The sequence below is a fragment of the Marinomonas algicola genome, from assembly GCF_014805825.1.
GTDB lineage: Bacteria > Pseudomonadota > Gammaproteobacteria > Pseudomonadales > Marinomonadaceae > Marinomonas > Marinomonas algicola.
Genome location: NZ_CP061941.1, coordinates 2,793,529 through 2,807,991, shown reverse-complemented (window position 1 = coordinate 2,807,991; position 14,463 = coordinate 2,793,529). Strand labels below are relative to the sequence as shown.

Genomic DNA, 14,463 nt, shown 5'->3' with positions numbered 1-14,463 from the left:
CATAAATATTCGATTAGTCAATCCTATCATTCCTCCGTATTCGTCCTTAAAAGCACTGTATTAACGAAAGTAAATAATATTCATTATCATTTACCTCTGGTTCGTAATTATGTACCATTCTTTTTTCTCCTTTTAGCCGATGGTCTTTTCTGACGATCATTGTTGTGTTCAAGGTTGAATGGGCTTTTGGGTATTTTGTTGTTCTAAAAGATAAGGAGGCGTTTCAGTGACAACCGCTAAACGATTAATGCACGTTCTTTGTGCTTCATGGCTATTTTCTTCAAGCCAATACAGTCAGGCTAACGAAGGGGCATTAAGCCTTACCAATAACATCAAAGGCGTGCTTTCTACTGAGGTTGATGTCCCTTTAAATGTGGCCGTTGGGGATTATATTGAAGGTCAAATAGTGATTTCCAACGGTGAGGTGAACCTTGGTTTACATGAAATAGAACAGACTGAAAAAAACAAAATGCGCTTATTACTAGAATCCGTTGCTAGTGGTGATCAATTTCGTTTTGTAGCGAATGAGGCAACGCAAAGTTTGCGCTTGATATCGCTTGTTCCAGAAGACGGTGAGATTGAATACAGCCTTAGCATTACAAAACAGATTCCAGTGGTGGATCAACATCCGCCAATCAGAACCTATTTGAGCCCTACGATTAAAACATTAGTCGCTAAGATACAAAAAAAACAATCAATAACAACTCTGTGGGACGGCATTGTTAATCAAGGGACTCCACTTATTGAGCCTTTGGTGTCATCGCAAGACATTGATCCTGCTTTGCCTCATGCCGACAAAGTAATCATGACCTTTCTGTATCGCGGGGCAAAACACAACGTCCGCTTATTTGGTGCTCCCTCGAATCAACATGAGTTTCTTGAAAATTTAGTCGGTACTGATATTTGGTTTAAAAGTTTTGTTGTGCCTTCTACGACACGTTTATCCTATAAACTGGCACCGGATATTCCTGAATTTTCAGGCTCGCCATGGGGAGAGAAAAGTTGCGTTATTGGCTAAAGTACAAGCGGACCCTTTGAATAAGTTTCCTTGGCCTAAAAAGCGTTTGAGGAGGCGTTTAGCCCATTTAATTACGATTCTTCTGTAAGTTTAGCGGCATTACCTGATGAGATTTACAGCAAACAGCAAGGTGTTGCCTCAGGCACCTTCGTTAAGCATCGCTTCAAAAGTGAGTTACTGCAGAATGAGCGTCACATCTGGCTATATAGATCGGCTGATTTTGACTCAAATGATCCAGATGCTACTTTATTACTGCAATTTGACGGATTGAAATACACCACCAAGGTACCTATTCCAGTTATTTTGGATAACCTAGTGGCGAGTAAGCGATTGCCTCCTATAGCAGCGATCTTCGTTGATAACGCAAGCAGCCAATCTCGGGGGCAAGAGCTGCCTGATAACCCTGTCTTTGCTAGAGCCTTGGTGGAAGAAGTCTTGCCTTGGGCGAAAGGTGAACTGGGTATTAGTATCGATGCACAGCATACCGTTCTTGCTGGCTCCAGCTATGGTGGACTGGCTTCCAGTTCCGTGGCATTACGTTATCCTGAGACCTTTGGCAATGTGCTTTCTATGTCGGGTTCTTATTGGTGGTCACCAGCAAATACGTCGCCAGAAAACGAAGAGTACGTAGCGCATTGGGTTGCGTCAACGAAGGCGAAGCCCATACGCTTTTTCTTAAGTGCAGGGGTCTTCGAGTCGGGTAAGGGAAGTGGTATTGGTCTGTTAGAAAGTAATCGTCATTTGCGTACCGTACTGAATGCAAAAGGATACGATGTGATTTATAAAGAGTACGCAGCAGGACACGATTACTTTAGTTGGCAACAGGCATTTGCAGAAGGCATGTTAGCGCTGTTTGAAAAGCAGTAGCTGATCAATAGGTCAGGTTTACTATCCCTATGAGGTCTTTTTTATTGTAAAATTGTCGACCAAACTCATTAAGGATATGGCATGACTCAATCTGTTCCCAATACTCAGACCCAGTGGCTGGAAGTGATTTTCTTGTGGCTTGCTGGTGTCAGTGCAGCCATGCAATTCGCAAAGCTGTCCGTTTCTTACGATGCTGTGATGATGCATTATCAAACCGGAGCCACCTTGACAGGGTTAACGCTGTCTGTAGTGGGTATTGCGGGTCTTATTTTTGGTGTTTTCGCTGGTATGATTGCAAATAGGATAGGCTATTTAAAGGTGTTGGTCGGTGCCTTATTTTTAGGGGGCGTGTTGTCTTTTTTGCAGTCTTTATTGCCTCATTTTAGTCTTTTTTTATTGACTCGTCTGCTTGAAGGTTTCTCCCAGTTAGGGGTGGTCGTGGCGGCACCAACCTTAATAGCAAAATTAAGTGCCCCTCAACATAGATCACTAACAATGGGACTATGGGGGACTTTTTTTGGTGTGGCTTTCGCTATTACGGGTTGGCTTGGAAAAAGCGCGTTGGATCAATTGGGGTTGCATGGGCTCTTCTTGAGTCACGCGTTGTTAATCAGTGGTTTTGGTGTGGTGTTGCATTTTCTATTAAGAAAGAATCCTGTTTTGGATTTTGTGCCTGTAGCGGGGGGGCAAAGTAGATTGCTGGCTCAAATGTTAAGTATTTACCGTAATCCCCGATCCTTATACCCCAGTTTGGTTTTTGTTTTTTATACCTGCACCTTGGTATCGTTACTTACTTACATACCACGCTTTGTTGAAAATGAAGCCATTCGTGCGTCTATGCTGGTGGTATTGCCGCTTATTAGTACGGGCGGTACTTTCCTTGCTGGCGCGTTAGGACAGTATTTTATGCGTCCTCAAAAGGTGGCGCTTATCGCGTATTTTGGTGTCGCAATCACGGCACTTATGCTGCCTTTTTTGATTGCTCAAACCGTATTTTTTAGTCTTGTTGTTGCTGCCACCACATTGTGCCTTGGAATGATACCGGGAGCGGCTTTAGCGATGATTCCTTCTCTTGCTCGTAACCCTGTTGAACAAGCACAAGGTTATGGGTTAATCGCTCAGTTTGGGAATCTAGGTGCTACTTTAGGTCCGCCGACGTTTGCCGCCGTTATTACCGGTTTTGGTATTACTGGATTCAGCAGTTTGGTGCTCATTATATGTTCTTGTGGTGTTCTGTTTAGCTATTTAGCAAGCCGTATACAACAACCTAGTTAAGTCGCGAGTGTTTGGATCGATACAATGAGCTAAAGTAAGTTATGTGCTTTAGTGCATTTTTCGTTCTAGCTTCAATTCTGGCCGTTATTGTAAGATTTTACAAAGGTGTCTTTTCTCTTTAAATTTACTTCTCTATTATTTTATAGGAATACTTTTTAGTGCAATGCATTTTATCTGACGAGGTAACTGATAATGAAAAAAGAGACAGCGTGTTTTACGATTTTGATGTCATTCAGTATTCAGGGGATAAGTCAGACTATCGATGATTCAGTAAAAGTCGACCCTGTGGCGCAGTTTGATGGTGCTTTATGGGGTTTGAGCTTGTTAGATGATCAGAGTGCTATTGTTACGTTGAAGAAAGGTGATGCCTACAAAGTAAATTTACTGAATGGGAATAAGCACGCCGTAAAGGGGGTGCCAAGCGTCGATTCTAGAGGCCAAGGTGGGTTATTAGATGTTGCGAAATCCCCCAACTTTAATGAAGAACAATGGCTGTATTTCACCTATGCAAAACCAACAAATAGTGGTTCGGCGACGACACTTGCTAGAGCACAGCTCGATGGAAGCCAGTTAAGGAATTGGCAAGATCTGTTGGTTACAGACTCAGCCAGCTCAACGACCAAGCATTATGGCAGCCGCATCGCGTTTGATGGCGATGATCATGTATTTTTCTCAGTGGGTGAAAGGGGAAAACGTGAGAACGCGCAAGATGGTGCCAATCATGCGGGCAGTATTTTACGCTTAAATTTAGATGGCAGCGTGCCAGCCGATAATCCATTTGTTAGCACTGATTTAATAAAAAACGAAATATGGAGTTATGGCCATAGAAATCCGCAAGGCTTATTTTTCGATCGGGAAACGCAAACCTTATGGTCGAATGAACATGGGCCGCGTGGTGGCGACGAGATTAATCAAATAAAAGCAGGGGCCAACTATGGCTGGCCAGTGGTCTCTCACGGCAAAGAATACTGGGGTCCAATTAGTGTCGGAGAAGGGCAAGATAAGCCGGGTATGGAAAGCCCTATAAAAGTCTACATACCTTCAATTGCACCGGGCAGTCTCTTACGTTATCGCAGTGAGCCGGGACATCACTGGAATGGTGACTTTGTTTCTACCGCGCTGGCATTGCGCCACCTCAATAGAGTTCACCTTGATGGTAAAGGTGACACTTCAGAAACCCGTTATTTAGAAGAGTTGAATGAGAGGTTACGTTCTATTGCCCAAGATTCCAACGGTACCTTGTATATTGGAACGGACTCAGGGAAACTGCTAAAAGTATCGCTAACCTCACGCTAGACGTTATTAACAACAATTAGCTATTGACGCCTTAACATCTATTATTAAGCCAGTCTTGATGATGTATGGCCTTGTTAAAAATAAAGCAACGTCCAAATTTATTAATAGGGCGTTGCTTTTTTATTAGCCAAAATACCTTACGTGGCTAATCAAAGGGTGATTCAATTCAGGACGACATTTGGTATTACTGTCATTGGTTTAATACGGATTGCAGTAATTTTTTGAAGTTGTCGTATTCTTCTTTACTGAAGTCGCCAAAAATATCCTCTTGTTGTTTATTGGCAATGTCCCATAATCGTTCGGCCATATCGTGACCTTTTGAGGTGAGTGCCAGTTCGCTTGAGAGCAAGCCCGTTTGAATAAGTTGCTCTACTCCAGATTCAACATCAGTAGAGGGTATCGTAACCAAACGTTTTAATTCATCAAGAGTTATGCCTTTTGCGTCACTCAGTACTAATAACAGTCGTGCTTCACTGGTGTTGAGCCCTGTCGCAGATTGCTTTGGGAAATAGTGTTCCTGAACTTTCTGCAGCACTTTGTTCATCAGATAAAATGCATTGTTATTGAGCCTGTCTAATGAGTTAAGTGCATTTTGAGGTTTGGTTGTTTTTGCGGTAGAAGCCGTAAAAGGGATGGCTCCGGCATAACTTCCTTGCACATACAGCAGAGGATTACGACCAACGTGATCGAATGACACTACTTTACCAAGCATAATCCAATGATCACCACCATCGATTATTTGATGTTGTTCACATTGAAAGCAGGCCGTAGTGTTTTTTAAAATAGGGCTATTGCCAACCCCTAGGTCAAATTCCATACCAGCAAATTTATCGTCACTTGGCTTTGCGAAGTTATTAGATGTATCGATTTGATCGGCCGCTAATACGTTAACAGCAAAATGCTTAGCTTGCTCAAATACCTTATAGCTACTTGAACTTTTAACAAGACTCCATAAAACCAATGGTGGATCAAGAGAAACAGAATTAAAGCTGTTTGCGGTTACGCCCACTTTATTACCTTGCTCATCTTGGGCCGTGATGACTGTTACGCCTGTGGCGAAGTTGCCTAATGCTCTGCGGAATTCATTGGTATCGAATGACATGTGGTTGTCCTATTATTTTAGCTCTATTATTTTCGTTATGGTGCTTATCATGATGTTCAATAAACTTTTTATCATAGGGTCAGAGAAAGGCGTTTTACATCGTGTTGAATGCCTTTACTCTGATTCATTCTAGCGTGCTAGATAGCCCATTAAAGTAAAGATGGATCTGGCTCTAAGCCCATAATTTCTCGACCAAATATTTGTGCACAAACATCGTAGTCGGTATAGGCATGAGCGCCGGTAACATGGCTGTCGCGGAATAGGCGCTGTGCCTCTTTATCCAAATACCAATGGCTTGCTCCCATACTACTGAATAATCTATCTACGGCATCAATACACATTTTCACAACATAGGCTTGATTAGTCCGCCATTCGGCGAGTTTTGCACGGTCTGGATAACGGTGTGCTTCAGCGTATTCGGCGTGCTCTTCCCAGGTTTTTTCGAGAAAAGCGCGTGCCGCCATTACTTGATGAGAGGATTCGGCTATGCGCAGCAATGCGGGGGTGGCCGTACCAACTTTTGCACCGGTATAGGCTCGAATACGACCTTGGGTGGTTTCCTTAAATAAAGCCAACATGCGCTCTGCAATGCCTAAACTAATCGCTGAAAAGCCAGATGCAAAATAAGGGCGATAAGGGGCATAATAGATCTTACTGTCAGGGTATAAACCAAACCCTCCAGATTTTCCTTCCATCATGTCTTTGGCTTTTTGTATTCTATGTTCTGGTACAAATTTGTCACGAACAACCAGTGTTTTTGTACCACTGCCTTTCATTGCGGCGGCTTGCCAGTCGTCATCTATGGTGTAATCGGTGGCAGGAATCAGCGCGAAACAATGATCTTTTGTGCCTGCAGTGTTTTCTCGTAGAAATCCGCACAACGCCCATTGCGCATGGTCACAGCCGCTGCTCCAACGCATGTCACCATTAAAAATGATGCCACCGTCTGTTTCTTGATACTTGCCAAAAGGCGCTATGCTGCTGCTGGCGAGATCATCAGGTGATTCTTTCCAGACATCCTCTTGTGCTTGCTTTGGGAACAAGGCAATTTGGTGACTGTGTGTGCACAACAGACTAAAAGCCCAAGCTGTGCTGGCACAAGCGCCTGCAAGTGCGGCAATGCAATCACCAAATTCAGGTAAAGAGACTTCGTAGCCACCATAGGCCTCAGGTAAAAAGGCTTTATGTAATCCAGCTTGTTTGAGTAAATCAATGTTCTCTTGCGGTGCTTGACGTAGCTCTTCGGCTAGAGAAGCATTTTGGGCAATGTTTGGTAAGATTTCTTGTAAGCGTTTAAGTAAAGGGTTCGCTCTTTTCATTTGGGCATACTCTTATTGTTTTTTTATGTGATTGTTTTCGCTGATGAGGCGAACAACGGATGCATCAAGTATCTAAGCTAGCGCGCTTAAAAGGAATGTAGATACTGGCTATTTTCTAGTACTTTTCTAGAAAAATAATGTTTTTTATTTGCTTTGATGGTATTCAATTTTGTAGGAATTTCTGGATTAGTCCATTGTTTGAATAATAAACAATAGATAATATAAACAAAGGATTTACTCCTTTAAAACAATAACAAAACCATTTGAAGTTACGATTAAACTCAGAATAGATGCTCTGTTTTAGTCGTCACTTCATGAATCAAAAGGTGGAATAATCAATGTTGAAAAATTACGTTAAGCAAAAAACAACCCTTGTAACGGCATTAGCGGCCTGCTCATTGGGGGCGCTTGCGTTACCTGCCGTCGCCTCTGAAATTGAAGGCTGTCAATCGGCTCCTATTTTGGAAAAATTTGAGGAGTTTGGTAAAACAGGCAAAATGCCCAGAGAACTAGGTGCTTGGTTAGGTAATGCCGAAGCGCAGTACGTAGAGCCCTATAAAGCGTTTGATAATGTTAATTACGTTGGGATTTGTTGGGTATCGGCTTGGACGGTTAACACTTCGGAAGGAACGGTTCTGATTGATACGCTTTATGGGCCGTTTGTCGATGTCTTGCTTGATAATTTAAAGAAAATGAACGTTGATTTAGCCGATATTAAATACGTTCTGATGACGCATGGCCATTTTGATCATGTTGGTGGTGCTGATAAACTGAAAGCGCTGTTACCTAACGCACGTTTTGTCATGACTGAAGAGGGGTATGAAGAAGCTGAAGAAGGTGCGGCTAAGAGCCAAGGCGGTCGTCGAGCTTGGAGCATGATTGATCGTGATATCGTGGTAAAAGATGGCGATGAGATCACTCTAGGTGATAGCACCTTTACGGTTTATGAGACACCGGGGCACACTCATGGTACCGCGTCTTATGGCTATACCGTAAAAGATGGTGATAACAGCTACCAGGCCTTTACTGTCGGCGGCTTGGGACTAAATGCGATAGAAGGTCCTTCTCAAGTAGAAGATTTTATTCACAGTATTGATAAAATCTCTGAGTTAGTACAAGGTGCCAAGAACCCCTTGCAAGTGCACTTATCGACTCATGGGTTCTCTAATAATTTACCTGAAACCGCCGCGTTATTAGCAAAACGCGGTGCTGGGGATCCTCATCCAATGGTCGATCCTGAGGCTTTCCAAGCCCAACTCGACAGTTTACGTGAAGGGGCTGTTAAGCGTCTAGCGATAGAAAAGAGTAAGTAAAAACGTTATTAATGATCATCACAAAGTGCACAAAAAGGGCCCTGATCTAGGCGCCCTTTTTTTTGCGGAAAAACAGTGAGCAAAGGTTCTCACGAGGCGATTTCTTCGAGATTAGGTATGACTTAGACGTTAAGAGTACCTATAGAAGTATTTGTTATCTCTGTGATAATCGGTGAAATAAGTAGCTAAGACAGCCACAAATACCCATCACAACCAAAAGTGAACTTGATGTGCCGTCAAAGATTAAGCTGGTGACGTAGCTCACAATGCCGCCGATAATAAACTGAATGGAAACAAGCAATCCTGCCATGGTTCCGGCTCTTGAAGGCATCAAATCAAATAAACAGGCTAAGCTGTTTGCGCCAATGGCTCCAGTGACACTGATGTAAAGCATGGTAACAAAAATGAACATGATGGAACTGTTTGAAATAAATACCGCCGTGACAATAATCAACCATGATGCGGCCAATGATAAGCTGGATGTGCTTTTCAATGCCGTGAGGACGCTGAAGTGTTTCACTAGAGCTTTATTGATAAAGGTGGCCGCAATCACCATGGATACATTAGAGGAAAAAACGATGGCGTATGTGGTTTCAGAAAATTCAAAATAATCAATGTAAACAAAAGCTGAGGCGGCAATAAAGGCAAACATGCCACCGAAAGCAAAACCGTTTGCTAATAAATAGAAGCCGACTTTTTTATGAGCAAGGCAATCGGCATAAACAGATAAATACCCTTTTAAACTGGTTGTATTCGTATTCGTTTTTTCTGGTTCTTGAATAATAAGGAAGATGGCGACCAGTGATATAAAGGAGAGGGCAGAAAGAAAATAAAATATCCAACGCCAATTTAACCAGGTGACAATATACGCGCCGAGAATGGGTGACAGTAACATAACCCCCATAGAGATTATGTGCATGTTGGAAAGTATTCCAGCGGCTTTGTCGAGTGGGAAGAGGTCTCTTACTAAAGCGCGAGCCAGTACGCCTGCGGATGCCGCGCCAAGAGATTGTAGGAAACGTAATAAAATAAGCGATTCACCATCGTTAACCAGAGCACAACCTATACTGCTGACAACATAGGATGCGGTTCCAATTAATAAAAGTTTTTTGCGCCCCATCAAATCGGACATGGGACCAAAAAATAACATACCGATGGCCATACCGAATAAAAACGCTGTGATGGTGTACTGAATCGTCACTTGAGACGTGCCCAAATCATTCGCGATGGTTGGCAAACTAGGTAAGTACATATCAATAGAAAGTGGACCAAAAGAAACCAAATAGCCGAGCAGAGGGATCATCCATTTTGATTGCGATGGGGAGTTAGTTAGAGTCATAACGTGTTCCTCGATGCTCTGATTGACAGTGAAAAGTGGTTATCGGACAATGTTAACAGCCTTGTACAAGAGTAAGTGATGCTTATTTTTAGTTTCACAGGAATGCCGTTAAGACGATTTCAAGTTAAGAGCCGGCGTACGCTTCTTTTGAGTGAATTTTTTATAAGGTATTCAATAGTTGATTTATCGCATGTTCAGCGCATTCAATGTCTTGTTGTTCCGTCGCCCCAGATACTCCAATCGCCCCCAGCAATTCACCTTTCCCCTCTGCTTCTGAGTAGATAGGCACACCACCACCTAAATACGTAAAGTTTTCTTCTCGTAAGAGTGCATTCATTGTATTAGGCTTTTGTTTTAATTTTTCTTGCCACGAATAGGTAGGCACTTTAAAGCTGGCCGCGGTGAAGGCTTTTTTACGGGCAATATTAAATGCGTGTAATGGCGCGTTGTTCATTCTTACCGCCGCTAATTCAATGCCTGTTGGCGAGAGTACGACTACGCCAACGGCGGCGGAAAAAACATTGGCTTGAGAAATGGCGGTGAGGCACATTTGTACAGCGCATTCGTAATCAATCTCTTTGGTCTGACGAATAAGGTTGTGCATGAGTTTATCCTTGGCTATTGAGTTTTTTGTATTCACTTGGCGTAAATCCCGTTTTAATTTGAAAAAAACGCGAAAAGTAAGAGGGGTCTAAATAGCCAAGGTAATACGACAATTCGTTTAAACTCTGATTGGCATGAATAATGTGTCGTTTGGCTTCCAAAATAATACGGTTATTTATAATGGTTTTCGGCGGGGAGCCTGAGACTTTTTTACAAACGTAGTTTAAGCGACTTTCATTAATATCAAGTTGCTTACAATAAAATGTAATGCTCTTTTCTACTTTATAATTCTCTTCGATAAGTAAATTAAAGTTCTTATAAATCTCTACTTCATGACGGCTACGACTGTTGCTTTTCTCGTCGGCCGTGGACAATCGAAAAATATTAAGCAGTAATACTTTTATCAAGCCTAATAGCGCATCACTTTTATGGGACAGTTCGTTTTTCCATTCCGACTTGATTAGTTCCATCAATGCAATGGTGGAATCAAAAGCGAATTTATTCACAGGATTAATAGCATCATTGTCAATGCAGCTTGGTAGAATCAAAAAGTGGCTTTGCTTGATGGAGTCCAAGTCGTCGGCTATGTTACTTATAATTGAATGATGTAGAGTGAGCACGTATCCCGGTGCATCCGCTTCAGTTAAAAATGCATGGGGCGTAGCGGGAGGCGTATAAAATATGGCCGCTCCTGCTGTTTTGTATAGGTTTTGATCGATATTAAATTGAGTCTTACCCGATAAGACAAAATGGATTTGACAATAATCAGCATGCATATGAACCGGCATATCGCGACCAAAAAAATCGGCCATGGCGCCAAGTTGATCAAAATGTATGTCAGCATCACGATAATTTTTATCGTAATCCTGTCCTAATTTAAGGTTTGGAATCCATTCTTTTGTCATCGGGTTGTACTCAAATAGAGGCTTAATAAACAGAGCAGCCTTGATCAGAGTCGGCTTCGTCTTGTTGCATAAACTTACTGGTTAGGGCTTTAGTGCTGTTCATCAATAAGCCTGTATCACTGCCTACGGCAACGAATAACGCACCTTGATCGATGTAGCGTTTTGCTTGTTTCTCATCTGCCATCAAAATGCCTGGGGCTTTGCCTTTTGCGACAATCTTAGCCATGCTTTGTTCTATAACAGTGACAACTTCTGGGTGGTTTGGTTGGCCTATAAACCCCATAGAGGCACTTAAATCAGCGGGTCCAATAAAGACGCCATCGACACCGTCTACGTCTAAAATGTCATCTAAAGCGTTTACGCCTGCTAATGTTTCAATTTGGACTAGGACACAAATCTCATCGTTTGCAGTGGTTAAATAGTTCGGTGTTCGATTGAACTGAGACGCCCGAGCTAACGCACTGCCTACACCACGAATACCTTGGGGTGGGTAGCGAGTGGCTTTAACCACTTGATCGGCTTGCTCTGCACTATCAATCATTGGTGCAAGAATCGTTTGCACACCTAAATCTAAAATCTGCTTTAAGCTGACATGATCTGCCCAAGCAGGGCGTACAATAGGATGACTTTTATATGGGGCAATGGCTTGTAATTGTGTGACCATGGTTTGCAAGGTATTTGGTGCGTGTTCACCATCAATTAATAGCCAATCAAACCCAGCTGAGGCTATTAACTCAGCTGTGTAGGAGTTTGCTAGTCCAAGCCATAGGCCAATTTGTGTTTGACGGTTTCTAAGAGCCACTTTGAATTCATTTTTTGGCGCGCTCATGGTGATTATCCTCATGTGCATGTGCATGTGTATGTTCTTGTTAACCACTTGATTCGATCACTTGGGAAGTGCTATGGAATCAAGTTGGTTAACGACAGTTTGGATGCTTTGATTACTTAAAGTGGCAGGACACTGTGCCTAATGGGCCGTAATCAACGGTAAAGGTATCGCCTTTACGTGCTGGTGTTGGGCGGGTAAAGGAGCCACCTAAAATGATTTGACCCGCTTCCAATTCCACATCAAAAGGGGCTAGTTTGTTGGCTAACCAAGCAACGCCGTTGGCAGGGTGGTTTAATACGCCAGCGGCAACGCCAGTCTCTTCAATAACGCCGTTACGCATCATAATGGCCGATACCCAACGCAAATCCATTTCATCTATTTTTATTGGGCGCCCACCTAAGATGATGGCGGCATTCGCGGCATTATCAGAAATCGTGTCATAAACAAGGCGTGGACGTTTTGTATCTGGGTCGATGGATTGACTGCGAGCATCAATCAGTTCAAGTGCTGGAACCACATAATCGGTCGCATTGTAAACATCGAGCAGGGTGCAATTCGGACCTTTTAGTGGTTTTTTCAAAATGAAGGCCAATTCTACTTCAATTCGTGGAACGATAAATTTATCTGTCTCAATTTCACAACCATCGTGATACAGCATGTCATCCAGCAATGTTCCATAATCTGGTTCATCAATTTGAGAACTTTGTTGCATGGCGCGAGAGGTTAAACCAATTTTATGACCAATGATCTTACGACCTTCAGCCAGTTTGATGTTTAACCATTCACGTTGAATGGCATAGGCATCATCAATCTCAATTTCAGGGAAGTCTAGTGAAATTTGACGAATTTGAACGCGCTCTTTTTCGGCTTTGTTTAAACGTTGAGCACATTGCTTAAGAATGTCAGGTGACAGCATGCTTAATTCCTTATTTATTATTTTAGGAACGCCCTAACGAGCGTTTTACTATCGTTAGGGCGTTCTTTTATCGCGATTAATTGGCAAGGCTATTTAGGTATTCTGTTTCTGAAATAATGGTATTTTTCAATACGCCGACGCCTTCCACTTCGACAATGACTTCATCACCAGGATACACATGAGCAAGACCTTCAGGTGTGCCTGTGAAAATCATATCACCCGGTGTAAGTGTCATAATGTTGCTTAAGTAAGAGACCAAGTAAGGCACATTAAATATCAGGTCTTTTGTTGATCCTTCTTGCTTCAATTCACCGTTAATAAAGGTGCGAATGGTGAGATTATGCGGATCAGGTATTTCGGCTGCGTCAATGATGTATGGGCCAATCGGAGTGCAAGTATCACGGCTTTTAACACGAAGATTAGGGCGGTAGTAATTTTCTAAATAATCTCGAATGGCGTAGTCGTTACCAACAGTATAGCCACCAACATAGTCCATGGCCTCTTCAAGAGAAACGTTTTTCGCTTCTTTGCCGATCACCACCACTAATTCACACTCATAGTGCATATAATCTATGTTGTCAGGTTGATAGGTTTTCTGATCATGACCAATCAAGGTATTACTTGATTTTAAGAAGACTAAAGGTTCATCAGGGGCTTTAAATGACAGCTCAGCGGCATGGTCAGCGTAGTTAATCGCCAATACAAAGGCTTTACCTTCACAAGGGGGTAACCAAGTAAAGCTACCTTCTTCTAAGACCGAACCCTCTGCCGTAATGACTTGGCCAGCCTTGTTAACGGTTACGTTTAGCGTTTGTTCGTTGTGTAAAATTTTTGCGCGTTTCATTTTAATCGCTCCCTATTCTGCTGCCACTGGATTCACTAAACGACCAATGTTTTCAATGTCAATCATGACAACATCACCGTCTTTTACCGCTAGATTATCGGTTCGTAATGGTGTGCCCGCAATGATGAGGTCACCCACTTCTAGGGTAATGAAGCTACTAATATAAGCCACGACCTGTTCAATACTGTGCACCATTTGGTTGGTGTTGGTTGTATGACAAAGAACGTCGTTAACATAGGTGGATATTGTTAAGTTTTGTGCATTACCAACGTGTTCTTTATCAAGGACCCAAGGGCCAATGGGACAGAAAGTGTCACGGCACTTTGCTTTTACCGCAGGGCGATAGAAAGAGGTTTCTTCAAGGCTTACTTCATTGACAATGGTGTAACCTTGGATGTGGTTAAGAGCCTCTTTTTCACTGACTCGACAGGCTTGTTTACCGATGACAATACCAAGAGAAGGACCGGAGAAAACCGTTCCCATGTTAGTTGGAATACGAACGGTATCGCCGTAACCAATATGGGTGTTATCTGTTTTTATGTGTAAAACAGGTGTTTTTGGAGGATTAACATGAGGTTTTTCATTGAATTGTTTTTCCAGCGAGTCAAAAAGTACTTTGTCATTCAATGCAACGCCAATAACGGCGCCATTTGTAGCGGGTAATAAGTCATTTGTTAATTCAACTTCAAACGCTTCTTTTACTTGTTGACTGAGGGGTTGTCCGTCTTTTTTTATTCTATAGCTATACATGGAGTAATCATCCTAATGTGCTTAACATGTTAACTATATTTGCTTAATAATCTTGAAGTGTCAACTCAAAAAAGAAAAACCCATGTT

14 protein-coding genes are annotated in these 14,463 nt (G+C 42.4%); 5 read left to right on the top strand and 9 right to left on the bottom strand.

Annotated elements, in window-relative coordinates:
- Positions 1 to 226 precede the first annotated feature (226 nt).
- From IEZ33_RS12850 to IEZ33_RS12835, 4 genes are all read left to right on the top strand, one after another.
- The gene (locus IEZ33_RS12850; protein ID WP_191600445.1) at positions 227 to 1,018 is read left to right on the top strand and encodes an enterochelin esterase domain-containing protein; all 792 of its coding nucleotides are present in this window, start codon (positions 227 to 229) and stop codon (positions 1,016 to 1,018) included.
- A 111-nt stretch (positions 1,019 to 1,129) separates the two neighbouring features.
- Entirely contained in the window at positions 1,130 to 1,885 is a 756-nt protein-coding gene (locus IEZ33_RS12845) for an alpha/beta hydrolase-fold protein (RefSeq protein ID WP_191603640.1), read from the top strand.
- 81 nt (positions 1,886 to 1,966) lie between these two features.
- Positions 1,967 to 3,160: an MFS transporter gene (locus IEZ33_RS12840; protein WP_191600444.1), complete on the top strand. Its 1,194-nt coding sequence runs from the start codon at positions 1,967 to 1,969 to the stop codon at positions 3,158 to 3,160.
- A gap of 192 nt (positions 3,161 to 3,352) precedes the next feature.
- Positions 3,353 to 4,456 carry a PQQ-dependent sugar dehydrogenase gene (locus IEZ33_RS12835; RefSeq protein ID WP_191600443.1) on the top strand — a complete coding sequence of 368 codons (1,104 nt, stop codon included), beginning with the start codon at positions 3,353 to 3,355 and terminating at the stop codon, positions 4,454 to 4,456.
- Between the two features lie 190 nt (positions 4,457 to 4,646).
- On the opposite strand, the gene IEZ33_RS12830 is transcribed toward IEZ33_RS12835, so the two are convergent.
- Both IEZ33_RS12830 and IEZ33_RS12825 read right to left on the bottom strand, forming a co-directional pair.
- Positions 4,647 to 5,558 (bottom strand): p-hydroxyphenylacetate 3-hydroxylase reductase component, encoded by a 912-nt coding sequence (locus tag IEZ33_RS12830; protein ID WP_191600442.1) that lies wholly within the window; start codon positions 5,556 to 5,558, stop codon positions 4,647 to 4,649.
- Between the two features lie 149 nt (positions 5,559 to 5,707).
- Positions 5,708 to 6,877 (bottom strand): p-hydroxyphenylacetate 3-hydroxylase oxygenase component, encoded by a 1,170-nt coding sequence (locus IEZ33_RS12825; protein WP_191600441.1) that lies wholly within the window; start codon positions 6,875 to 6,877, stop codon positions 5,708 to 5,710.
- Positions 6,878 to 7,218: 341 nt separating this feature from the next.
- On the opposite strand from IEZ33_RS12825, the gene IEZ33_RS12820 reads away from it, so the two are divergent.
- Positions 7,219 to 8,190 (top strand): MBL fold metallo-hydrolase, encoded by a 972-nt coding sequence (locus tag IEZ33_RS12820; RefSeq protein WP_420844879.1) that lies wholly within the window; start codon positions 7,219 to 7,221, stop codon positions 8,188 to 8,190.
- Between the two features lie 154 nt (positions 8,191 to 8,344).
- Here the strand turns inward: IEZ33_RS12820 and IEZ33_RS12815 are convergent, their stop codons facing one another.
- The 7 genes from IEZ33_RS12815 to IEZ33_RS12785 all read right to left on the bottom strand — a co-directional run bounded on the left by IEZ33_RS12815 (position 8,345) and on the right by IEZ33_RS12785 (position 14,376).
- Positions 8,345 to 9,529, bottom strand: coding sequence for a multidrug effflux MFS transporter (locus tag IEZ33_RS12815; RefSeq protein WP_191600439.1), 1,185 nt, complete (start codon positions 9,527 to 9,529; stop codon positions 8,345 to 8,347).
- Positions 9,530 to 9,689: 160 nt separating this feature from the next.
- Positions 9,690 to 10,133 (bottom strand): GlcG/HbpS family heme-binding protein, encoded by a 444-nt coding sequence (locus IEZ33_RS12810; RefSeq protein ID WP_191600438.1) that lies wholly within the window; start codon positions 10,131 to 10,133, stop codon positions 9,690 to 9,692.
- Positions 10,134 to 10,137: 4 nt separating this feature from the next.
- On the bottom strand, positions 10,138 to 11,037 hold the full coding sequence (locus tag IEZ33_RS12805; protein WP_191600437.1) for a helix-turn-helix domain-containing protein: 900 nt from the start codon (positions 11,035 to 11,037) through the stop codon (positions 10,138 to 10,140).
- Positions 11,038 to 11,059: 22 nt separating this feature from the next.
- Positions 11,060 to 11,866, bottom strand: a complete 807-nt coding sequence (gene hpaI, locus IEZ33_RS12800; protein ID WP_191600436.1) for a 4-hydroxy-2-oxoheptanedioate aldolase — start codon at positions 11,864 to 11,866, stop codon at positions 11,060 to 11,062.
- 112 nt (positions 11,867 to 11,978) lie between these two features.
- Positions 11,979 to 12,782 (bottom strand): 2-oxo-hept-4-ene-1,7-dioate hydratase, encoded by an 804-nt coding sequence (hpaH, locus tag IEZ33_RS12795; RefSeq protein WP_191600435.1) that lies wholly within the window; start codon positions 12,780 to 12,782, stop codon positions 11,979 to 11,981.
- 76 nt (positions 12,783 to 12,858) lie between these two features.
- On the bottom strand, positions 12,859 to 13,626 hold the full coding sequence (locus tag IEZ33_RS12790) for a fumarylacetoacetate hydrolase family protein (protein ID WP_191600434.1): 768 nt from the start codon (positions 13,624 to 13,626) through the stop codon (positions 12,859 to 12,861).
- Positions 13,627 to 13,638: 12 nt separating this feature from the next.
- Positions 13,639 to 14,376, bottom strand: coding sequence for a fumarylacetoacetate hydrolase family protein (locus tag IEZ33_RS12785; RefSeq protein ID WP_191600433.1), 738 nt, complete (start codon positions 14,374 to 14,376; stop codon positions 13,639 to 13,641).
- Positions 14,377 to 14,463 lie beyond the last annotated feature (87 nt).